Annotated in this window: 21 protein-coding genes and 1 pseudogene; 5 read left to right on the top strand and 17 right to left on the bottom strand. The window is 38.0% G+C overall.

Translation table 11 applies throughout. The annotated features are described in order from the left end of the window. Positions 1-508 precede the first annotated feature (508 nt). Both ADICYQ_RS03325 and ADICYQ_RS27320 read right to left on the bottom strand, forming a co-directional pair. Positions 509-814 carry a YkgJ family cysteine cluster protein gene (locus ADICYQ_RS03325; RefSeq protein WP_040414305.1) on the bottom strand — a complete coding sequence of 102 codons (306 nt, stop codon included), beginning with the start codon at positions 812-814 and terminating at the stop codon, positions 509-511. 308 nt (positions 815-1,122) lie between these two features. After that, entirely contained in the window at positions 1,123-1,284 is a 162-nt protein-coding gene (locus ADICYQ_RS27320) for a hypothetical protein (protein ID WP_161625570.1), read from the bottom strand. 98 nt (positions 1,285-1,382) lie between these two features. Between ADICYQ_RS27320 and ADICYQ_RS30040 the strand changes: the two are divergent. Beyond that, a pseudogene (locus ADICYQ_RS30040) lies at positions 1,383-2,488 on the top strand (SulP family inorganic anion transporter); the annotation flags it as partial. A gap of 9 nt (positions 2,489-2,497) precedes the next feature. Further along, positions 2,498-3,121: an STAS domain-containing protein gene (locus tag ADICYQ_RS30035; RefSeq protein ID WP_369073248.1), complete on the top strand. Its 624-nt coding sequence runs from the start codon at positions 2,498-2,500 to the stop codon at positions 3,119-3,121. 112 nt (positions 3,122-3,233) lie between these two features. On the opposite strand, the gene ADICYQ_RS03315 is transcribed toward ADICYQ_RS30035, so the two are convergent. The 9 genes from ADICYQ_RS03315 to fabF form a co-directional block, all read right to left on the bottom strand. Then, complete coding sequence (locus ADICYQ_RS03315) at positions 3,234-3,947, bottom strand: sensor histidine kinase (protein ID WP_200861875.1); 714 nt, start codon at positions 3,945-3,947, stop codon at positions 3,234-3,236. Positions 3,948-4,068: 121 nt separating this feature from the next. After that, a complete protein-coding gene (locus ADICYQ_RS25720) occupies positions 4,069-5,187 on the bottom strand; it encodes a PAS domain S-box protein (protein WP_081652279.1) in 1,119 nt (372 codons plus the stop codon). 164 nt (positions 5,188-5,351) lie between these two features. Beyond that, positions 5,352-5,768 carry a response regulator gene (locus ADICYQ_RS03305; protein WP_020892216.1) on the bottom strand — a complete coding sequence of 139 codons (417 nt, stop codon included), beginning with the start codon at positions 5,766-5,768 and terminating at the stop codon, positions 5,352-5,354. A gap of 381 nt (positions 5,769-6,149) precedes the next feature. Then, positions 6,150-7,124 carry a permease gene (locus ADICYQ_RS03300; protein WP_020892215.1) on the bottom strand — a complete coding sequence of 325 codons (975 nt, stop codon included), beginning with the start codon at positions 7,122-7,124 and terminating at the stop codon, positions 6,150-6,152. Next, positions 7,117-7,524 (bottom strand): OsmC family protein, encoded by a 408-nt coding sequence (locus ADICYQ_RS03295; RefSeq protein WP_020892214.1) that lies wholly within the window; start codon positions 7,522-7,524, stop codon positions 7,117-7,119. The genes ADICYQ_RS03300 and ADICYQ_RS03295 overlap by 8 nt, the downstream gene beginning before the upstream one ends. Before the next feature lie 6 nt (positions 7,525-7,530). Continuing rightward, the gene (locus ADICYQ_RS03290) at positions 7,531-7,767 is read right to left on the bottom strand and encodes a thioredoxin family protein (RefSeq protein WP_040414304.1); all 237 of its coding nucleotides are present in this window, start codon (positions 7,765-7,767) and stop codon (positions 7,531-7,533) included. Between the two features lie 51 nt (positions 7,768-7,818). Next, entirely contained in the window at positions 7,819-8,124 is a 306-nt protein-coding gene (locus tag ADICYQ_RS03285; RefSeq protein ID WP_020892212.1) for an ArsR/SmtB family transcription factor, read from the bottom strand. A gap of 238 nt (positions 8,125-8,362) precedes the next feature. Further along, entirely contained in the window at positions 8,363-9,373 is a 1,011-nt protein-coding gene (locus tag ADICYQ_RS03280) for a glycoside hydrolase family 43 protein (protein WP_438830472.1), read from the bottom strand. Positions 9,374-9,905: 532 nt separating this feature from the next. Continuing rightward, entirely contained in the window at positions 9,906-11,147 is a 1,242-nt protein-coding gene (gene fabF, locus ADICYQ_RS03275; RefSeq protein ID WP_020892209.1) for a beta-ketoacyl-ACP synthase II, read from the bottom strand. Between the two features lie 626 nt (positions 11,148-11,773). Between fabF and ADICYQ_RS03265 the strand changes: the two genes are divergently transcribed. After that, entirely contained in the window at positions 11,774-13,117 is a 1,344-nt protein-coding gene (locus tag ADICYQ_RS03265) for a glucuronyl esterase domain-containing protein (RefSeq protein ID WP_020892208.1), read from the top strand. Between the two features lie 234 nt (positions 13,118-13,351). Here the strand turns inward: ADICYQ_RS03265 and ADICYQ_RS03260 are convergent, their stop codons facing one another. Beyond that, positions 13,352-14,971: an ATP-dependent DNA ligase gene (locus tag ADICYQ_RS03260; RefSeq protein WP_020892207.1), complete on the bottom strand. Its 1,620-nt coding sequence runs from the start codon at positions 14,969-14,971 to the stop codon at positions 13,352-13,354. Continuing rightward, the gene (locus ADICYQ_RS03255) at positions 14,968-15,984 is read right to left on the bottom strand and encodes a ligase-associated DNA damage response exonuclease (protein WP_020892206.1); all 1,017 of its coding nucleotides are present in this window, start codon (positions 15,982-15,984) and stop codon (positions 14,968-14,970) included. Before ADICYQ_RS03255 ends, ADICYQ_RS03260 begins: the two co-directional genes overlap by 4 nt. Before the next feature lie 263 nt (positions 15,985-16,247). On the opposite strand from ADICYQ_RS03255, the gene ADICYQ_RS03250 reads away from it, so the two are divergent. After that, positions 16,248-17,348, top strand: coding sequence for a PKD domain-containing protein (locus ADICYQ_RS03250; RefSeq protein ID WP_020892205.1), 1,101 nt, complete (start codon positions 16,248-16,250; stop codon positions 17,346-17,348). 209 nt (positions 17,349-17,557) lie between these two features. Here the strand turns inward: ADICYQ_RS03250 and ADICYQ_RS03245 are convergent, their stop codons facing one another. Both ADICYQ_RS03245 and ADICYQ_RS27555 read right to left on the bottom strand, forming a co-directional pair. Then, positions 17,558-18,628 carry an aryl-sulfate sulfotransferase gene (locus ADICYQ_RS03245; protein ID WP_200861874.1) on the bottom strand — a complete coding sequence of 357 codons (1,071 nt, stop codon included), beginning with the start codon at positions 18,626-18,628 and terminating at the stop codon, positions 17,558-17,560. Next, the gene (locus tag ADICYQ_RS27555; protein WP_200861873.1) at positions 18,594-18,794 is read right to left on the bottom strand and encodes a hypothetical protein; all 201 of its coding nucleotides are present in this window, start codon (positions 18,792-18,794) and stop codon (positions 18,594-18,596) included. Before ADICYQ_RS27555 ends, ADICYQ_RS03245 begins: the two co-directional genes overlap by 35 nt. 354 nt (positions 18,795-19,148) lie before the next feature. Here ADICYQ_RS27555 and ADICYQ_RS03240 point away from each other — a divergent pair, with 354 nt between their 5' ends. Beyond that, positions 19,149-19,598, top strand: coding sequence for a KTSC domain-containing protein (locus ADICYQ_RS03240; protein WP_020892201.1), 450 nt, complete (start codon positions 19,149-19,151; stop codon positions 19,596-19,598). A gap of 224 nt (positions 19,599-19,822) precedes the next feature. Here ADICYQ_RS03240 and ADICYQ_RS25715 read toward each other — a convergent pair whose 3' ends face one another. Together ADICYQ_RS25715 and ADICYQ_RS25710 are read right to left on the bottom strand one after the other, a co-directional pair. Next, complete coding sequence (locus ADICYQ_RS25715; protein WP_020892200.1) at positions 19,823-20,443, bottom strand: Gfo/Idh/MocA family oxidoreductase; 621 nt, start codon at positions 20,441-20,443, stop codon at positions 19,823-19,825. Then, positions 20,422-21,024 carry a Gfo/Idh/MocA family protein gene (locus tag ADICYQ_RS25710; protein ID WP_152520452.1) on the bottom strand — a complete coding sequence of 201 codons (603 nt, stop codon included), beginning with the start codon at positions 21,022-21,024 and terminating at the stop codon, positions 20,422-20,424. Before ADICYQ_RS25710 ends, ADICYQ_RS25715 begins: the two co-directional genes overlap by 22 nt. Positions 21,025-21,171 lie beyond the last annotated feature (147 nt).

The raw sequence follows: 21,171 nt of genomic DNA, 5'->3' as shown, positions 1-21,171 counted from the left end.
TATGGCTTTAACCAGGTAATTGTAAATTACAGGACCATTGTTCTGAATCTAAGGTTTTTATCAATTCTACCATTGTTTTGTAGCCTTTTTTAAAACCATTGGGAGCAATTGTCTTTTTCGCAGGATCAGGAGATAGTAAACTTTAATGGCAGGTCGGTAGCCGGATAATTCCAGGTGGTTTTATCCAATAGCTGGTTTTCGGAAGGGAATTATACTGCTCTTGTCTATGGAGAGGAAAGAGAAAGTCTTACAATTTTACCCTTTGTTTCCCAATTCAGGTCAAACAAAGAGTTAAGTATAAATTTGAGTACATTAGAAGAAAGAGACATCAAAATTTTTCATCACTAAATTGTCGAGTTCCTCAATGTCCAATAATAATTCTTGTTGGCTTTGAGTTATTGTAACTTCATCCGTTTTTTCCTTAAAACCCTATTCAATTCGACCATTTTAAAATAGAAGGATTGGGATTGTAATTCGATGTTACTTAGGGCTAACTTTTCTTCTATGGCTACCTTTTTTGTTTTACTACCTTGACCATTTCTACAGCAGAATCAAATTCCAATTCTTTTTGGTCCACGGATTTTAAAAGTCCACATTCAAAACTGGCACATTGTCTGGGCCTTTTGGAATAAACAGTACAAGCATCACAAAATTTCTTACAAGGCTGAAGAAAAAAGCCATTGCCTTTTTCATCCTCTATATCCATAAACTCTTTCACTCTTGGCACCTCTTCAGGGTCAAGTTGCACAAAGCCAATTAAGGTACCATCACAACAGATTCCGCAGGACAAACAAATATTTAATGAATCGTTCATTTTTCTGAATTTAAACACTTTAGTAGTGTACGCTTTAAAGGGAGAGCTTTAATAGGTGTTAAGGCCCAAGGTAGGTCTTATGACGGCTTTAAAAGCAATTTTTTCACCGTCTAAACCCGCTTGACTTAAAGCCAAAAACCGTGAACATAGCGCTGATTTTGGCTATGGCTATGTCCATTGTGCGTGTCCAGAAGCGTAAATATAGGTCAAATAATTGATGGTTCCGACAGGTGAGAGGCTGGGCCTGATTTTAATCGGCTGGTTTTATAGTAGGGGTATGGATAGTGAGCGTATTTTTCAAGGGATTTCTAATCAAGGCTTGGAATAAGGAGAGCAAGCATTTGTGGCCGTTTCTGAGGAAGCAAAATGGTGTCCATATTGGGGATTAGATCTATAGCCCAAACGATTAACGCATTGGGTATTAAGGTGTCAGCTTTCTGAGAGAAAGGAATAAAAAATTTCAGCGCCATCACATCAATATTAAGCCATTGGGTAAAATATTAGCTTTGTGACCAATGTTACTGTAATGTGATTTTGAATACGGTACTTTTGATATCAAATTCTAACCATGTTAAAACAATATTTCCCCATTCTTCAATGGCTTTCGAGTTATAAAAAAGCCTACCTCTCAGGAGATGTAGGAGCTGGATTAACTGTAGGTATCATGCTAATTCCTCAGGGGATGGCTTATGCAATGATTGCAGGACTACCTCCGGTTTTCGGACTTTACGCCTCCTTGATTCCACAGGTAATCTATGCGATTATGGGCACATCCCGACAGCTAGCAGTAGGTCCTGTTGCTATGGATTCATTATTGGTAGCGTCCGGGCTGGGAGCACTGGCCCTTACTGGTATGGATGAATACATTGCCATGGCGATCTTCCTGGCTTTATTTATGGGGGTAATTCAGTTGGGATTGGGGCTGCTTCGTATGGGGTTTTTGGTAAATTTTTATCAAAACCGGTAATTAGTGGGTTCACTTCCGCAGCAGCCATCATCATAGCCTTAAGCCAGTTAAAGCATCTTTTGGGCACTACCATCCAAAGTAGTAATCAAATACATATCCTGTTGGGCAATGCATTTTCAACAATTTCGGACACCAATTGGATCACATTTGGAATTGGTATAGTTGCAATTGTTCTCATTAAGTCGATAAAGAGGTTCAACAGCCGTATTCCCGCCGCCTTGGTTGTGGTGGTTCTTGGTGTTTTGGGTATCTATATTTTTGGTCTAAACGATTTAGGTGTGAAAATTGTAGGTGAGGTGCCTAGTGGACTACCGTCCTTTCAAGTGCCTACCATTGCCTATTCAAGAATTTCTGAGCTACTACCTATAGCGCTGACTTTAGCCCTAATAGCATTTATGGAAGCGATCTCCGTAGCCAAGGCCATAGAGGAAAAACACTCCGATTATAAGGTTGATTCCAATCAAGAGCTAATAGCTTTAGGTACATCTAATATTTTCGGATCTCTTTTCCAATCGTACCCAACTACCGGTGGCTTTTCAAGAACTGCAGTCAATGACCAGGCTGGCGCAAAAACAGGGGTAGCACCTATGATAAGTGCTCTTGTGGTGGGGCTTACATTATTGTTTTTAACCCCTTTGTTCTATTATCTACCCAATGCAGTTTTAGCAGCGATTATTATGGTTGCTGTTTTTGGACTGATAGATTTCAAATATCCTGTGGAGCTTTTCAGAAACAGAAGAGATGAGTTTTTTCTATTAATCGCCACCTTTTTGATCACCCTCACTGTTGGTATCAAGGAAGGAATTTTACTTGGCGTTTTGATCTCTTTGCTTTTACTTGTTTATAGGACTTCAAGACCACATATAGCTGTCTTGGGTAGAATTCGTAATACAGACTACTTTAAGAATGTGGTGCGTTTTCCCGAGGATACAGAAACCTTTGAAGAATTTTTAATCATCCGCTTTGATGCGCAGCTCTTTTTTGGAAATAAAGATTATTTCAAAAATGAATTGCAAAATCAACTTGACAATAAAGGAACAGCAGTAAAATTCATCATCCTAAATGCGGAAGCCATTAATTATATTGACAGTAGTGCTGTGCACATGCTACGTCAAACCATTGCCGAATTGAAGCAAAAAGGAATTAAATTGGTTGTTGCAGGAGCGATTGGTCCAACTCGGGATATCTTTTATAGCAGTGGCCTGATTGATGCCATTGGTAAAGAGAATTTTTTCGTGAAAACAAATGAGGCCTTTGAGCATTGTAAGCCCTTGAGTCATAAAACCGCTATTGAGGAAAAGATTTCCCTGCAATCAAAAAATTATGATCCGATAAACTAATTATCTAAAATAATTAAAAGTCTGAATTAGGAGTATTGTTAAAGTATAATAAGTGTTGGGAAGCGATTGATAAAGCCAATATTTTAGCACTTAAGTAAACTTTTTGGAAGGATTAATAGGGTTCATTTAATGAATTTTTCAGAATAGTAAAGTGAAATGTACTCCCTTGATTTACTTTCGAATCTACCCATATTTCTCCCCCATGTAAATGAACAATTTTTTCGCAATGTGCAAGGCCAATACCCGTGCCATCATAATAACTGCGTTTATGGAGTCTTTTGAAAATGCCGAAAACATTGCGATTGTCTTTTTCTGGAATGCCAATGCCATTGTCTTTCACAGAGAATTTCCAATAGTAGTTATCCTCCAGCGCTGAAATATGGATTTTTGGCTGGCCATTTTCTTTTTGAAATTTTATAGCATTGCTTATTAAATTTTGAAACAAAAGTCTAATTTCTGTCTTGTAAGCCATTATTATTGGCAGGTCGTCAGCAGTAATTATAGCGTCATTTTTTTCAATTATAGTAGCCAGGTCTTTGGTGATTTCAAGAATAATTTCATTGGTGTTTACAGTTATGAGTTCTTTCCCACGGCCTATTCTAGAGTAGTCCAATAAACCCTTTATTAATTCGCTCATTCTATCAGTTGCCTCAGTCATGAAATTGAGAGACAATTGAGCATCGTCATCTAATTTACTGGAGTAATCTTCCTGTAAAATACTTATCATGCTTCTTACCGTTCTCAGCGGTTCTTGTAAATCATGAGAGGCTATATAGGTGAATTGTTCTAGTTCCTTGTTTTTCAGTTTAAGGTTCTTGTACTGCAAAGCCAATAGGGTATGTTTTGTGATATCTTGTCTAAGTGTTAAGAATTGATAAATTTCTCCAAATTCATTTTTAAATGGAATAATTGCCGTGTGAACCCAATAAAACTCTTCGTTCTTGTTTTTATTTTAATGTCCCCAATCCAGACTTTTCCGTTTTAATTTCATGCCAGAGGTCGGCATAGAATTCTTTTGAATGGTGGCCAGAATTGATGACTCTATGTGTTTTGCCGATTAGCTCTTTTCGGTCATATTTTGATATTTCACAGAATTTATCATTTACAGAAATAATAGTGCCATTCATATCTGTGATATCAACTAGGGAACAGCTATCTAGTGCTTCTTTGTATTGTTTTATCTCCTTTATCGAGGCATGCAATGCATTTTCATAGATGATTTTTTCCTGGTCCGACCGGTTCAATTGTATGGCCACTACAAAAATGTTAGTTAATGAAAAAACTACAGCAATGATGGAGTAAATGATTAAACCAACATTTACATCTACCTGTTCATTATTGATTAAATAAATCAAAACGAGCCCCATTATCATTATCATACCAAAAACAAAGGGGCCTGAAGATTTAATTAAATTGCTTCCTGTATAATTTCCGAAAATCAACTCATTTAAAGTCTTTGAATCATTTTTAAAGAGTAAAAACCCCGAATAAAAGAAGAAGATGAGGGATGAATGAATTGGTATTGGAATCAGAAAGTCTGCATTTTTACTTGGTATATTTAAAATAAAAATAATTATGGCAATAAAATTTATTACCCATGTTATGAATATTAAACCATTGATAATACTTTTTACTTTTTTCGATTTTGATTGTATACCCAAAATTGAAACCCCGATTAACAGGAAACAAATTGCTGTTGCTAAAGGCGTTTTTCTCTGAAAATTTGAAGCTAAAGTGTCAGGTTCAAATGTTGCATTAATATTCTGGAGGTTACTTAAAAAATACTGTCCAATTGTAAGTATTGATATTACTAAAACGCAAAAAATAGAAACCCTATACAGAATTAAAGAAGGCTTAGATTTGCCATGTGAGCCCAATAGCCCCAAGCTTAATAGAAAAAATAAAATGGCAGTAATAAATTCCATTCCAGATTCACTGGAAATCACCTCTAAAATTGGGGGTATATTAAATAACCGTAAACAAATAATTGTTGTACTTATCATCAATATTAAGAAGCTAAAAAATTTAAAAGTTCTTGACTTCTTCGCTTTTAATTGAATTGTCATATTAATTACAAGAACAAGTTTAGGACTTTCATTATCCTTTTTCTAGCGTAGAAAGAGGTGAATTATTAACTAATTTATGATTTGGAGGATATTAAAAAATGTATCTGATTTAGAGGTATAATTTACGTGTAAAATATGGAATTATATAAGCAATAAATTTATTTTCAACTACTTACTACAAAGTATTCTTCCACAATTTCCTCAATCATTTTTACGGTCAATGGCTTGTTTCGATATCCACTGATTGAAGAGAAACTTTCTGCCCTACCTACATCATCAGGGTTCAGGGAGGTGGTCAACATTATTAAAATAATATCGTTTCGTTTGTCATGGGTCAATTTTTCGTATTCCTCTAAAAATTCCCATCCATTCATTACAGGCATGTTAATATCTAAGAAAATGATATTGGGTTGGGTGGAGGATTCATTTTGTTTAGATTGGAGATATTCCAAAGCCTCAAGTCCATTTTCGGCAATGACTACATTATCTGAACAAGCTGATTTTTTTATTGTATAGTTGTTGACAAAATTAGTGGCCTTATCATCATCAACAAGAAGGATGGAATTAAGTTTTGATGTCATGTTTAGAAGTTTTTAGGTGAAAAAACCAATAAGTATTGTTCTTTAAAATTTTATCAAATATAAGATAAAAAAACATTACCTAATCAATGAATATATCATTTTAATCGATTTTTCTAAATAAAAAATTATAATATTATTTTCTGCGGAATAAAATATTGATAATTTGACATTTTATAGAAAGTTTAAATCAGCTCATAACCAATTATTAGCACTTAGAATACTAAAAATTGGTCTTTCAAACACAAACGCTATTTTCTGTTTTAAAAGTCTGCCTTGGTAAGCACTTCAAAATTTTTATACCATTTAATTTAGGGTCAGAAAAACACTTATTATTTAGAATTGGATAAAGCATGTATTTTTTCTTTTTTCTCGCAATTAATGTCACAAAATGACATTGAATAAATATCCCGAAAGGATAATACATAAGGTTACCACTCCAAAAAAGATAGTGATTAGTTTCAAAGACATTACTTTCTTGAGCAATGTGGCTTCTGGAATGGATAAGCCCACTGTTGCCATCATAAAAGCAATGGCTGTTCCAAGTGGAACACCTTTGGCTACAAAAACCTGGATTACAGGAACAATTCCTGCAGCATTGGCATACATTGGTACGGCAACAAATACGGCAAGAGGAACAGTCCACCATTCACCGCCTCCCAGATATTGGTTAAAAAAGTTTTCGGGAACATAGCCATGCATGGCTGCGCCTATAGCAATACCGATCACTACATAGAGCAGTACACCTCTTACGATGTCCCAAGCACTACGTGAAATTTCAGGTAATCGTTGGCTGAAAGTTTGACTTTCCTCTATGTATGCTGCTTGTTGCATTTTATTGGCTAAAATGCTTTTTACCCAATCTGATAGTAAAGGTTCTAGGTTAAATTTGCCCAATAGCCAGCCACCGATGGTTCCTAATAAAATTCCAGAAATAGCATAAATCAATGTTGCTTTGATGCCAAACATACCAAGAAACATGGCAACGGCTACTTCATTGACTAAAGGGGAAGTAATGAGAAACGAAAACGTGACACCTAAAGGAATTCCTCCTTGTACAAAGCCAATAAAAAGCGGTACCGATGAGCAGGAGCAAAAGGGTGTAATTGCTCCGAAAATGGAAGAAAAAAAATATTCCAGACCATAAAGCTTCTTTTTATTTAGGTAATCTTTAAGCTTTTCAATTGGGAAATAAGCATTCACAATTCCCATTATAAAAACAATGAAAAATAAAAGGATGAGAATTTTTAGGGTATCATACACAAAGAAATTCAGTGCAATTCCCAAATGTGTTTCTGCTCCAATTTCAAAAATGGTATAAATGAGCCAATCGGAAAAATGTTGTAACCAATCAAACATTCTCTCTTTTGTTTATTGTTCCGGAAATAGAACATGACAGTTTGAGTGTGTTGTATATAGTGCCAAACTTCTCAAGGTTCTTCCTTAACAAGGCGGGATTTAATTTTTGATCCTGGCTGTAAATGGTCAAATTGTATTCAATATTGTCCATTCTAGGTGGGTTTTCAAGACGTACTGCATTCACCTCAACAGTAGCTTTTGTGTAAGTGAATTTCATTAATGCTGAAAAACGTTCCACATTTTTTAGCATGCAAGCAGAGAATGATCCCAATAATAACTCGGCAGGATTAGGCAGGGTTTCAGCAGTTTTAGAAGTCGTGCCAAAAGCAATGGCTGACTCTTTTATCTGAATCTCTGCATCTTGGTTTGAAATGGATGAAGCATTGATTTGATAATCCATATTTATTTAATTTAAAAGATCCAAAACTTCTTTTTTTGATGGTACACGACCTTTAATTGTGATCACATTATCGACAACCAATGCTGGCGTGGTCATGACGTTGAATTTCATGATCTCCATGACATCCTCAACCTTTTCAATGCTTGCATCAATTCCATTTTCTGCAATCACCTCTTTTACAACTCCTGTCATTGATTGACATTTTGGACAACCTGTTCCTAAGATTTTAATTACTTTAGTCATAATAATTTGAGTTTGTTTATCGTCAATAGGCGATAGGATTAATAAATAATATCAGTCGAAAAATTGTTGAAACAAAGCTTTAGCAATCTTCCAGTTTTTTTGATTGATACAATATTTTATCTTGGGAGGTTTTAATTCCCCTTGAATTAAACCGGCGGTTTTTAACTCTTTTAGATGTTGAGAAATGGTAGATTGTGCCAAAGGAAATACCTCTACCAAATCGCCAGTGCAACAACAGGATTGGTTTTCAAGATGCTTTAGTATGGCAATACGTGTAGGATGCCCCAAAGCTTTTGCGAATTTCGCTAAAGCTTCGGTTTCTTTTGTGTAAGTGCTATGTTCTAAATTTCTTTTCACCTTTCTAATCGTAAATATACGATAGGTTTTTAAGGGCTTTTGTGACTTAAGTCATGTTTGCAGAAAAAATTAGTTCAAATAGTCTTTTTGTCCCGCAACTTAAGGGGTAGGATACTTAAATTATAACCTATTAAGGTTATAATTTAAGTATCATGGGTTTAGGACCTAAAAATAGTTAATAAGGTATGTAGGGGGAAGGGGGTATCCTTCATGAAGCAAGTAAGGGGTTCTATCAATTTTAATTGTTATTCAAAAGTCTTTTTTGAACCCCTTCATTAGTCATTTTAACTGGATTAATAAAACCCTCTTCATCAAAAGTCATTTCATCTATACAAGTTTCACGGTGGTTACCATTTGTAGTGCCCAAGGGGCGACGGTGGTAAACAATATAATACTCATCTGTATCTGGAATTTTGATTACTGAGTGATGACCAGCACCGGTGGCAATATTTGGATCCTGCTGTAATACTTTACCTATTCGTTCAAAAGGACCAAAAGGAGTATCCCCAATGGCATACGCAACACTGTAATCCGGTCCTCCCCAATTCCCTTCTGACCACATAAAGTAATATTTATCATTTCGTTTGAATACAAAAGGTCCTTCAACATATTCATCAGGAGTTACCTCCTTGAATGTTTCGCCGTCATCAAAAGGCACTATGCTCAATAAATCATCACTTAGTTGGATGATATTACAATGTCTCCAGCCCCCATAATACATGTAATGCTTTCCATCATCGTCTTTAAAAACAAATTGGTCTATGGGCTGAGCACCATTGTGAAATGAATTGATCAAGGGTTTTCCCAGGGCATCTACAAAAGGACCTTCAGGGCTATCGGCCACTGCTACTCCAATTCCCCCCATCTCATCGTCGCTCTGAATATCGTTGGCACCAAAAAATAAATAGTACTTATCATTGGCCTTTATGATGGAAGGAGCCCAAATGGAATAGGCTGCCCATGAAACATCTTTAATGTCCAACACCCGGGAATGCTTTTCCCAATTCACCAGGTCTTTTGAAGAAAAAGCATCAAGAAAAGTTTGCTTCAGGTATTGGGGATTGATCGTATTCTTCTGAAGTGCCAACTGCTGTTCAGTTAAATCTGTTGTATTGTCAGCATCTCCATAATCATCTGAAAAGGTAGGATAAATCCAATATTCATCTTTGAATACTATACCTTCCGGATCTGCATACCAGCCTGGAAATACAGGGTTTCCAGAATAGATTGTTTTTTTTTCTTCTTCCACTTTCTCCTTTTTTTGAGGCTGACACGAGGAAAGAATTGTTACTGCAAGTAAAAATGATAAGATAGGAGACTTCATTGGGTTTATAATCTTTTTTAAATTGGTTAGACCTTTCTTAGCTGGGTATTGGCAAACAAGGTGCTAGTAATTAAGTGTTTTGTAGTTACAAAAGTGAATATAAGTTAAAAAGTTGATCGTCCCAATGAGTTAAATACCTGGGTTGCCTACTTTGTGAAGCCCTCAAAAAAAGTGAGGGGCATTTTTAAAACCAGGACTATTTTAATGGCGAATTATTTTAGATATCTTTCGGTAAAAGAGGTTTTACCTGCGATGAAGAAAGTTTTGTAAACAGGGATTTTTTCGACCTTTTACTAATTCGCACATGGAGTTGCTCTGTTTCTGTGAATGAGTAGATTACAAATAAAGATAAACCAAGTCAAGGGACTTTTATCAGTGCCTTGACCTGGTAAAAAAATGATTATTCCGAAAACCTTAACCAGCCCATAGGGCTGTCAAGGTGAAAATTAAGCAAATTTTAGATGCGCTTAAATATAGTTGTTGCGTTATGGCCACCAAAACCAAAGGTATTGCTCATGGCAACATTCACTTCCCCTTCAGCCGCATCTTTTATCACGATAGGCATTGATTTGGGAATCTCAGGATCAATTTCTTCGGTGTTTATGGTTGGAGGAATGATGTTGTTTTGGATTGCCTTAATGGATAATATAGCTTCAATGGCTCCTGCAGCTCCCATTAAATGGCCAGTCATTGATTTTGTTGCACTAATTTTAAGGTTTTTGAAATTGCTTTTAAATGTTTTGTCTACTGCTTTCATCTCGCTTAAATCTCCTACAGGAGTAGACGTAGCATGCGCATTTAGATAGTTAATCTCTTCCGGATTAAGCTTGGCTTCTTCCATCGCCAATTCCATTGCTTTTATTGCACCTATACCTTCAGGGTGTGTTGCGGAGATATGGTAGGCATCGTCAGTCATTCCAGCACCAACTATTTCAGCATAAATTTTAGCCCCTCGTTTTTTTGCATGTTCATATTCCTCCAGAATCAATGCTCCAGCTCCTTCTCCCATTACGAAACCATCTCTTTGAACATCGAAAGGGCGGGATGCTTGTTGGGGATTATCATTTCGGGTAGACAATGCTTTCATGGCATTGAAGCCTCCTACAGAAGACTCGGTAATCGGCGCTTCTGACCCACCAGTAACCATTATTTTGGCTTTGTTTAAGCGGATATAATTGAAAGCATCCATAATAGCGGAGTTTGAAGAGGCACAAGCGGAAACGGCCGTATAGTTGATTCCCATCAATCCAAATTTCATAGCGATCATGCCTGAAGCCATATTTACTAGCAACTTTGGAATAAAAAATGGGTTGAAGCGAGGGTTTTTACCATTCTCAGCATAATTGATTACCTCATCTTCAAAAGTTTGCATACCCCCCTGTCCTGAGCCCCAAATTACCCCTACGTCAAAGGGAGAGAGCTTTTGCATATCAAACCCACTGTCCTCAATGGCCTCAGCAGCCGAAATAAGTGCGTACTGAGTAAACCGATCACCTCTTTTTATTTCGTTTCGATTAAGGTATTTCTCAGGACTGAATTCCTTCAATTCACTGGCAAAGGTTGTTTTGAATAGAGTAGGGTCAAATTTGGTGATTTTTGATACTCCACTTTTACCATTGATGGCACTTTGCCAAAATTCGTCTACTGAATTTCCAATTGGAGTCAAAGCTCCCAATCCTGTTATTACGACTCTTTTCATAGGTTCTATTTTTTACTGGAATAGGGTTAAGTAGATTTTAGAACTTAATTATCATTGAGAGGTGCATTTTTTAATAAAACACCCTTAATTTAAGATAAAACAAGCGCTTATCCTTTAAACGTCCATCCTTTTAATTAAATTTTAAACATCAAAAATAGCCTTACAAGCCATGATTGATTTATGTTAATTGATTACTTTTGAAGCAACTTCTTTCCTCAAAACATTGCTTCTTTAAGCTGCTTTTTTTTAAAGAGCGCAAAACTAACCACGCGTTTTGAAACAAAAAACTTTTTTACCAGTAATTTATCTTTGAGACAGAATTCACCATATGGGGATTTCCTGCACTTTACTTGATTTTGTAGGATTCCTGGATGAGGGTAGTTAAATACCCTTGTTGACTTAAGAAACGGCCGAATATTACAAATGTCTATTGCCTTTCCTGACAAATTGTTAAAAGTCAGCTTTATAAGGAGAAAATTACTTTACCCTTTCAAAACCTTTCCTATTAAACCATTTTGCTATTTTGGTTAAATAGTCTGTTTGGCGATTTAAATAAACAAAAAATTAGTCAGCTCCTTTTCATTTTATTATTTTAGCCTTGTATTCTTACGTATAACTTGCCCTCTATGACTATTCGGATTTTATTGCTTTCTCTAATAATTGTTTTGCCTTTTTACAGTTTTGCTCAAAGCCTACCAGTTGACTCCCTTAAAGGTTACGAGGTTGCAGGTAAGATTTGGCCCACTAGTTATGGCAGGAATTGGGAAGAGGCGAATGTGGGCGATTATTCCCTTCCAGACCCATTACTAGATAAAACGGGACAAAAAATAACAAGTTCAAAATCCTGGGAAGGAAGCAGGCGCAATGAGATTATGCAGGATTTTTCGGAACTCATGTATGGGCATACTCCAGAATTCAATTTCAAGCAAAATGCTGAAATAGTTTCTGTTCGCAAGGATGCCTTAGATGGTTTGGCTACCCGTACAATTATAAATCTTAGGTTTTTTGAAGACCCTTCTGCGCCAACTATCCAATTGATGCTTTACCTTCCCAATGCTGCTAAGGAGCCCGTGCCGGTCGTGATGAAAATGAATTGGTATGGCAACAGCAGTTTGGAGAAGGATCCTTCTATTCCACATTCTACCAAGTGGATGCGGCCTATTGCAGAAAAAGGGGTTGTTGACAATCGTGTCACCGAAGCCACACGAGGAATCAATGCCTATCGATTCCCCAATTTGAAGGAGTTGATGAAACGTGGTTACGGGCTTGCCACTTTTTATTATGGAGATGTGGAGCCTGATCATATTGATGGTTGGAAAGATGGTATCCGAGGATATGTCATGCGAACGTCAGGTAAATCACAATTGAAACCCAATGAATGGGGAGCTTTGGGTGCATGGGCTTGGGGAATGAGTCGTTCACTTGATTACCTGCAAACGGTTGCTGCTGTGGATTCAGACAGGGTAGCATTAATCGGTCATTCCCGTCATGGAAAAGCCGTTCTTTGGGCTGGTGCGCAAGATCAGCGATTCGCCGTGGTGATTGCCAACGATAGTGGTGAAGGTGGAGCTGCGCTAGCCAGGCGTAATTTTGGTGAAAACATTGCTTATAGCATTGGCCATGCCTCCTGGAGATATTGTGAGCAGTTTAGGAATTATATCGACAAGGCGGACGAACTACCTTTTGACCAACACATGTTGCTTTCCATGATTGCACCTCGTCCTCTATATGTTGCCAGCGCTACAGACGATCTTTTGGCTGATCCAAAAGGGGAGTTCCTAAGCACCGTTCATGCAGGGCCTGTTTACGAGCTTTATGGTCTTAAAGGTTTGGGGACAAATGAAATGCCTTTACCAGATACTTCAATTGGGAATGAAATTCGCTATCATATTCGAAGTGGAGATCATGACCTGACCCAGTTTGACTGGAAACAATACCTGCAGTTTCTAGACTTTCGTTTCAACAACTAATATCCTTTTAATGCATTGTGCTATCACAGTACCATTAGGACTTTTGATGGCCATAAATAATGGGATCATCTGGTACTGGATCGTGGTTTAGCGTATACAATTCGGTTCAACTCAAGAGTAAATATGAAATTAGCTTCGAAGTAGCTGATTCAAGGTGAATACTCGACAGTAAGAATATTATGATTTCGAATAACCTATCAATTCAGCAAATTATATGTAAAGCAAACTATTTCCTTACCCGTACAAATTCAATAGCTTTTCCAGATCATCCAATGTATTGGCTTCATTGGCAGGTTTGTCTTTCCGCCACCTGAACATCCTGGGAAATCGTAAAGCTACTCCTGACTTATGGCGGGAAGATCTGGCAATTCCCTCAAAAGCAATTTCAAAAACCAATTCAGCTTTTACACTTCTTACTGGCCCAAAACGGTCTACCGTATTTCGTTTTACAAAAGCATCCACTTGGTTGATTTCCTTATCTGTTAGCCCCGAATAAGCTTTGGTAAAGGGAACCAGCTCATCACCTTTCCATACTGCAAAAGTATAATCGGTATACAGGTTGGCCATTCTACCATGTCCTCTCATGGCATATATTAGGACAGCATCAATGGTAAGTGGATCGACTTTCCATTTCCACCAATCTCCTTTTTTACGGCCTACTTTGTAGGTTCCATTCTTGTGTTTTAGCATTAAACCTTCAGCATGGTGCTGTCGGGAATTGGCTCTTTCTTTTACCAAATCTTCCCAATTGCGAAATTCAACCAATTCAGAAATAAGTAATTTTTCAGAAGCACTCTCTTTCACCAATTTTTCCAATTCACTTCTTCTATAGTGCATTGGTTTTTCCCGGATATCTATTCCATTGATTTCCAATAGATCGTAGGCAATCATTAAAACAGGAGCCTTTTTCAGAATGGCCTTACTCACATTTTTCCGCCCTATTCGACTTTGTAAAACATTAAACCCTAATGGTTGGCCGTTTTCGTAGGCAATGATTTCTCCGTCAATTACTGTTCCGTTAGGAAGTGCTTTAGTAAGCATTTCAAATTCAGGGAATTTATCGGTTACCAATTCTTCCCCCCTCGACCATACAAACAATTGATTCTCCCGCACTATAAGCTGTCCTCTTATGCCATCCCATTTTCTTTCTGCCATCCAGGTATCAGTATTACCCAATTCCTGAGGATCCACCTCTATGGCATAGGCGAGATAAAAAGGGTAGGGCTGTGAGATTTTATCTGCCGGATCGGATGCTACAATTAATTGATGGTAGCTAGTGGTCTCAGCTCTCCAATTACCCATCAAACGATGGGAGAGGGTGTTTTCCTCTATGCCACTGTGTTTTGCCAAAGCACGGGTCATTAACTTTTGAGAAACACCAACACGCCAGCCCCCGGTCATTAGCTTGTTAAAAACAAAGCGTTCGGTTTCATCCAACTGATTCCAGGCCCAAAGCACTCGTTCCTTCTTGGTCTGAAGAGCATCACTTGATGAGGGAGAGACTTGCTCCTCAAGGTCTTTTAATTCAATGATAAAGTCAATCCATTCACTTAGGCTCTTATCGTGTTTGCTTTCCAGGTTGGGGTGCATTAAAGCCATGGTTTCAGCCAAGTCACCTACGATGTGATAGGACTCCTCAAATAACCACAAGGGGACATTGGCTGCAGCAGCTGACCATTCCCTTAGCAGAGCTGTTCTCACCGTTCTTTTGGGTTTTCGATGGCTTAGTATGGCAATCGTCCACAATTTATCCTCCTCACTTGTATCATTAAAGTAATCGACCAAAGCGGCTACCTTTTTCAAGGTTTTGGTGGTTTGGTCAAGCTGTGTAAAAAGATGGACAAAGTTTTTCATTCTGCATCTGTTTTTTCAGTGGCCTCCAATTGTTCTCCCTCAAATTCAGTTGCCTCAATTTGCGTTTCTATACCCTGGTCATTTAACCATTTACTGAAAATATTGGTATAGCCATGGGTTACAATTACTTTTTCGCATTCTGTGGCTTTAATGGCTGTATTCAATCCATCCCAATCGGCATGGTCAGACAAAACAAATCCCCTGTCTACCGACCGCCTTCTTCTGGGTCCTCTCATTTTCATCCAGCCGGAAGCAATGCCTACCTCAAAGGGTTGAAACTTTTTTTGCCAGGACGTTCCTAAGGCAGAAGGAGGTGCGATTACCAAAGCACCTTTAAAGTCCTTTTTATTTATTTCAGGAGTTACATAGGTTGTTTCATTCAATCCTACCCCCATGTTTCGGATAATCTCATTTGTTTTTTCTATGGCACCATGTGTGAAAATCTTGCCGATGGAAGGGTCAACACCTTGGATTAAACGCTGGGCTTTCCCTAAAGAATAGCCAGTTAGAATGGTGACTTTGTCCTCTTCTTTATTTTTTCTCCACCAATTGTTAATGTCCTCAAATACCTCTTTCTGGTCTTGCCATTTAAATACTGGTAAACCAAAGGTGCATTCTGTAATAAAAGTGTTGCATTTTATGGGTTCAAAAGGAGTTGAGAATCCATCATCTTCCAGTTTATAATCACCTGAAGCCACCCAAACCTCTCCTTTATAAGCTACACGCACCTGAGCAGAACCGATAATATGCCCGGCAGGGAAGAAGCTAAATTCCACGCCATTTATGGATTTTTTCTCCAGATATTCCATTGACTCTATATGAATGTCCCCACCCAGACGGTGTTGAATTATGGGTTTAGACAAGTGATGGCAGAGGTAAAATTTATTGCCCCAGCGAGAGTGGTCTGCATGGGCATGGGTTATAATGGCATAATTTACCGGCTTCCATGGGTCGATATAGACATTTGCTCTTTCGCAATAAATACCTTTTTCAGTGAATTGCAGTAAGGACATATTTCAATAACTGGAATTGGTAAAATAAGTTTGAATTTGTGTATTGGATTTTGAGTAAATTAGCCAAGGCTTTAATCATTGTCACTACTATTCTATTTGCTTAAACTAAAAATGAAAGTTATGCCCGATTTAGCATTCAAAATTTAGTTAGGGATAAATTGTCAATTGTGAATAAATAACTGCTAAAACCCATGTAATCAGCTGATATTTGTTAAATTCAAATTTAGTTTAAGAACAATATTTTGCATAAAACACAAAGGTCCATGAAATTGAAAACTAAATTTGGAGTAATAATTATTTTCCTAGCCTTTTTTGGTTGCAAGGAAGAAACGCCAGAGCCGATATTGGTAAAAGCAATATTCAGTCCAGAAGTAAGTACAATAAAAGAAAAGGAACAGGTAACCTTTACGGACCAGTCCACCAATAATCCAACCTCAAGGAACTGGAGTTTTGAAGGAGGTGTCCCTTCCAGTTCAACAGAAAAATCTCCAACAGTCACATTTGAAAGCCCAGGGCAGTATCAGGTAACCTTGACCGTAACGGGCCCAGACAATAGTGATAATGCAACAGGTACAGTTACGGTAGAAGAATTGGTTCAGGTGGTTCCGATTTTTGATGCTGATACGATGCTGATAAAAGTTGGGGGAAGTATCGTATTTGAGGATTTATCGGAAGGTAACCCTAATACTTGGAGCTGGGTTTTTGAAGGAGGCGATCCATCAAGTTCCTCCGAACAGCATCCCACGGTAACTTATGCAGAAGAAGGTTCTTATGCCGTAAGTCTCACTGTTTCTAATGAAGATACAGACGCCAGTGAAACGATAGAAGATTTTATTACTGTGGAAGTCGAGGTTGCTTCTGGTTTTGGGGATGATGCGGATGGGTGGACAATCGTTGGCGATGCCTCAGGAGGATCCAATATTGATGCAGCTTATTCGCCCTTTGCTGGTCTGGATGATTCCGGTTATATATATGCCGAAGATAAAGTAACTGGAGGAGTGTGGTACTTCAATGCTCCAAATAAATACCTTGGGGATAAAGTTGGCTTTTATGGAGGGGCACTTACTTTTTGGCTTATTCAAGATAGCAATATGCGTAATCAGTTTAACTCCAAGGATGTAATCATCAGAGGAAATGGGAAGGAAATGGTTTATTACCATGACGTTTATCCAAGTAAATCCTGGACTTCTTTCACTGTTCCAATAGACGTAGTTGGAGGATGGGTTGATACAGCTGGTGAAGCATTAACCAAGGAGGAAATGGAAGAAATCCTGGCGGAGGTTACCTCTATTTGGATCAGGGGAGAATTTGAGACAGGAGCTGATACCGGTGGATTGGATCAATTTGAAATGATCAAACCATAATGGTTTCCCGAATAGCGTTATTGACTTGATTACTATTCCAAAATTGAAAGTCAATATTGGAATGTAATTATAGCCCTGTGATTGAAGGGCTTAAAAAAAATATACACCAAATTTCACAACTTAACCAGCATCAATGGTGAATTCAAATCATTGATGCTGATTAGTTGTGAATCAAAAATAGGGAAAGATCTGCCCATCATTGAATGGGATTAAAAGTCTAAAGCGGTAATGGCTGGGTCATCTGAGTAAAATACGTAGGTACGCCATATTGTAGCATAGTTTGTTTTGTATAACCAGTCTACTTCTCCATCATCAGATACTTCCCATAATGTGCCATCCCTACCCTCAGCGATCAGCGTATTGCCATTCTTCATTCTCACAGCACTTGAAAGACCAGAAGAGTACAGGTCATTGTCAGTAAAGCTCCACACAACATTTGGTTCATTGTTTTGGCCGGCTACCAAATTATATGGGGGATTTAATTCATATTCAACTACTTCAGATTGGTTTCCATATACATCGTTGGCATAAGCCAACATGTTGCCAGTTTCCAAAAGGTTAGGGTAATGAACATTACTCAACGTAGCTTCACCTATATTGTCATAGGTTTCAGGGTTGCCAAAACGATAAATAAGATCACCACCAAGGCCATAATTTCCTCCGGAATTGGTGCTGGCTTCAGCTTTAGAGGTACTGTGGTCCAATACCCAAATTTCGCTGTAATTATTTACGGTTAAATAGAGCAGGTCATTTTCTTCATCCAAGGTCAGCCCGTTGATGTGCATAATGTCCCCATTACTCCTTGTTTGATAGTTATAATTTACATCAATTTTATTTGGATTTTCTGCTACTGTTCCGTAGTTAGGTTTTGAATCGTCTATGTCCTGTACAATATGATCCATGGCATGCCATTCCCATACAATTTCCTGTGTAAGAGGATTCATCTCAATAATGGATTCAGGGTTAAGACTGTAACTCCCTCCAAAGCCTTGTTCGGCCGCTTCTGTCTGACTCAATTCTTCCCAGGCGGGAAAGATTATATTTCCATTGGATAAGTATTCAACATCGTGATGGGCAGTGTAATCTGAAGAAGAATAGCTGACTTCCCAATCGATAGATTGATCGGCATTGATTTTTCGAAAGATACCTCCATAACCTCCATAGGTGATGGCTGCATTGTTGTCTTTAAGGCAAACCAACATACTTCCATCTGAGAGCAAGTTTATGTCATTGCCCAGACTACTGTTAAAGTCCCAATTGAAAAAGTTCGTCTCCTGCATAGTTAATTAGATGGGCCTCATTGTTCTGTTGATCGGCAATCAAGAAATAAGTTTCCTCATCAGGAGTTTCCTCCATTTCAAAATCGTTTTCTTCCGACATATCCTCAGTACAAGAACCCAGGAGTGTTAATCCAATAAGGGCGGTATTAATCCAAAGCTTTCTCATATTTTATAATTAATTCAAATTCAACATATGACTCAATTTAAGAAGAGCGCCAATCTGATTAAATAGACGCGGTTTATTCAAAAATCCCTTGGTTGAGGTAGTTATTTTTTTATTTCCTTGATTGTTTTAGTCATGATACGCTCATAAAAGTCCTTTTAATAAGGTTTAAAGAGGGCTTTCGGATTTTAGAGATGCATGTAAATCATTCCATGGGGTTTTCGGAGCATTCACAAGTACTGATTCCATTGCTTAAAAAATGGTCGTGGTTGGTGGACGGTTTTTAATAAAGTTCTGATCAGATAGCAATTAAAGGAAAATTAAGCCGTACTTTTGTGGCCGAAAATAAAAAGTCCGATGAAGCGCATAAATGAATACAAAAAACTCTTTGGAGTTGAAAAGGAAATCGAATTGACGACCTTGAAAAAGAAATACCGTGATTTAGTTAAGGAATGGCATCCTGATAAATTTCAAGAAGGAGATGACTTAAAAGCTGAAGCTGAAATACAAAGCCGAAAGGTTATAGATGGATATCATTTTTTAGTGAGCATAGCGCCTGAAACGATAGCGGCTAACTTAGAAAGCTATACAGAAACGATTAACGTAGCTGGGATTGCAGATTATAAACACAAAGGTTTATTACTTGAAATCATCTTTGTTGATGGATCTACTTACGAATACTTTGGTGTGACCAAACAAGTCTATCAAAAAATGATTAATAGCGATAAGCTAAATCGTTTTGCCAAACGAAATATATATCCGAAGTATGTTTATAGAAAAACCAAGAAGAGTTTAGAAACAGCATAAAGCTTTCGAATAAAAGAAGCTCAATATTTTATTGAAGTTTGACTGTTTGGTGACGCTTTTGTCACTCTTTGAGCGCAGCAAATCTGAATCATCTTGATCAGGTTTGCTGCGCTCTTTTTTATATTGTATGTGCTTAAGACTTGCCTATAATCATAATGGGCAAATCGCAATACAAATCATTTTTGGTATGTGGTGGTGTTTTTTAAAACCTTACCCATTATTAATCATGACAACTGAATAACCTTACCTTCTTCTGCAGACTGGTAGGCCGCATAAATTACATTGACGACATCAACTGCCAAATCAATACCTGAACGTGGCTCTCGGTTTTCATGGATAGAATGAATAAAATCCTCGATTTCTAGCGAAAACCCTCGGAACCAGTCTTCGTCACAACTTGGGCGGTTCCAACCTGCTTTGGTCTCTAATTTTTCTGTAAAATTTTCACTTTCAAACGTTCTTGGATCTACGGCATAGGTTTCAATAACGTCATTGGCAGTCATATTGGCTTTGATAACCCCATCCGTCATGTAGGCCGTTACTCTTGTGTTGAGGCCTCCCAATCCTACATCACTTACGATGACGGTTGCCCGGGATCCATCATCAAAACGGATCACAACATTGGCCCAGTCTTCTACGTCAACAGGGTCTGAGCTAATCCATTGATGAGCATTGGCCTTTCGCGCGTTTTCGGAGGCATCAGTATGAATAAGGTCCGCTGTATCTGCCATTACGGAAACTGGTAGAATACTTTTTCCTCTACGTTGTTGTCCTTCCCATTGTTTTAGGTAAAGACAAGCACCTACAGCGTGAGCTCCCATTCTTAGTAAGGCTCCTCCGCCCATGTATTTCCATTCTTTGGAAAAACAGAATTGGAACCGGAATGATTTTCTTCTGCCCTTAGTTCCAGCACTGAGCCCTTGGAAGCTGCAATCAAATTACGCATTTTAACAATAGGAGGAGCGTAAACCCAATTCTCAGCATAGCAAAATAGCACCTTGTTCGCTCTTACCGCCTCTCTAACGGCCTCTGCATTTTTACTTGCCCCAGCTCTCATTTTTGATCGCGCTACGTGGAGCCCAATAGGCTCAGGATCACCAGGATCTCCAAAGTATCCCGTAAGTGGTTTCTCCATTATAATGTGTTTGCCTGCCTCTGCTGCCTTTATGGCAATCTCATGGTGTGATGCTGGAGGCGTACAGATATCAATGACATCAATGTCTTCTCGGGCAAGCAATTCGTCCAGATTGGTCGTCACAAATGAAACGCCAATATCTTTGGCATATGCAGCAGCACTTTCCTGCGTCAATGAGCAGACACCTCTAATTTCTACCAGACCGGGAGTTAAACTCATGTAATTTGCATGATGCATTCGCGCACCATACCGTGCACCTACCATCCCTATACCCAGTGTTTTTTTAGTCATTTGATCCAAAGGTTTTTTATTATTTTTTAATTTATTAGCAAGTAGGAGTATTCCTACTACTACGAAAAGTATCACAGTGATTGTAATACTAAACTAATGGATTTTTGCTTGTTTTAAAAGGGGCTTAGGTATAAAAAGGTTGTTTTA

It is taken from the genome of Cyclobacterium qasimii M12-11B, assembly GCF_000427295.1.
Lineage (GTDB): Bacteria > Bacteroidota > Bacteroidia > Cytophagales > Cyclobacteriaceae > Cyclobacterium > Cyclobacterium qasimii.
Note: the sequence above shows the minus strand (reverse complement) of the source record. Positions and strands in the feature narration are given on the sequence as shown.

What these genes read in the sequence shown, in the direction of transcription:
- ADICYQ_RS25720 (WP_081652279.1), bottom strand. Translation starts at nt 5,187, where the DNA reads ATGACAATTCAATTAAAAGCGAAGAAGTCAAGAACTTTTAAATTTTTT.
- ADICYQ_RS03290 (WP_040414304.1), bottom strand. Translation starts at nt 7,767, where the DNA reads ATGACTAAAGTAATTAAAATCTTAGGAACAGGTTGTCCAAAATGTCAA.
- ADICYQ_RS03325 (WP_040414305.1), bottom strand. Translation starts at nt 814, where the DNA reads ATGAACGATTCATTAAATATTTGTTTGTCCTGCGGAATCTGTTGTGAT.
- ADICYQ_RS03265 (WP_020892208.1), top strand. Translation starts at nt 11,774, where the DNA reads ATGACTATTCGGATTTTATTGCTTTCTCTAATAATTGTTTTGCCTTTT.
- ADICYQ_RS03245 (WP_200861874.1), bottom strand. Translation starts at nt 18,628, where the DNA reads ATGCAGGAGACGAACTTTTTCAATTGGGACTTTAACAGTAGTCTGGGC.
- fabF (WP_020892209.1), bottom strand. Translation starts at nt 11,147, where the DNA reads ATGAAAAGAGTCGTAATAACAGGATTGGGAGCTTTGACTCCAATTGGA.
- ADICYQ_RS03255 (WP_020892206.1), bottom strand. Translation starts at nt 15,984, where the DNA reads ATGTCCTTACTGCAATTCACTGAAAAAGGTATTTATTGCGAAAGAGCA.
- ADICYQ_RS27320 (WP_161625570.1), bottom strand. Translation starts at nt 1,284, where the DNA reads ATGGCGCTGAAATTTTTTATTCCTTTCTCTCAGAAAGCTGACACCTTA.
- ADICYQ_RS27555 (WP_200861873.1), bottom strand. Translation starts at nt 18,794, where the DNA reads ATGAGAAAGCTTTGGATTAATACCGCCCTTATTGGATTAACACTCCTG.
- ADICYQ_RS03260 (WP_020892207.1), bottom strand. Translation starts at nt 14,971, where the DNA reads ATGAAAAACTTTGTCCATCTTTTTACACAGCTTGACCAAACCACCAAA.
- ADICYQ_RS03305 (WP_020892216.1), bottom strand. Translation starts at nt 5,768, where the DNA reads ATGACATCAAAACTTAATTCCATCCTTCTTGTTGATGATGATAAGGCC.
- ADICYQ_RS25715 (WP_020892200.1), bottom strand. Translation starts at nt 20,443, where the DNA reads ATGGGCGGAGGAGCCTTACTAAGAATGGGAGCTCACGCTGTAGGTGCT.
- ADICYQ_RS03250 (WP_020892205.1), top strand. Translation starts at nt 16,248, where the DNA reads ATGAAATTGAAAACTAAATTTGGAGTAATAATTATTTTCCTAGCCTTT.
- ADICYQ_RS03295 (WP_020892214.1), bottom strand. Translation starts at nt 7,524, where the DNA reads ATGGATTATCAAATCAATGCTTCATCCATTTCAAACCAAGATGCAGAG.
- ADICYQ_RS03240 (WP_020892201.1), top strand. Translation starts at nt 19,149, where the DNA reads ATGAAGCGCATAAATGAATACAAAAAACTCTTTGGAGTTGAAAAGGAA.
- ADICYQ_RS03300 (WP_020892215.1), bottom strand. Translation starts at nt 7,124, where the DNA reads ATGTTTGATTGGTTACAACATTTTTCCGATTGGCTCATTTATACCATT.
- ADICYQ_RS25710 (WP_152520452.1), bottom strand. Translation starts at nt 21,024, where the DNA reads ATGACTAAAAAAACACTGGGTATAGGGATGGTAGGTGCACGGTATGGT.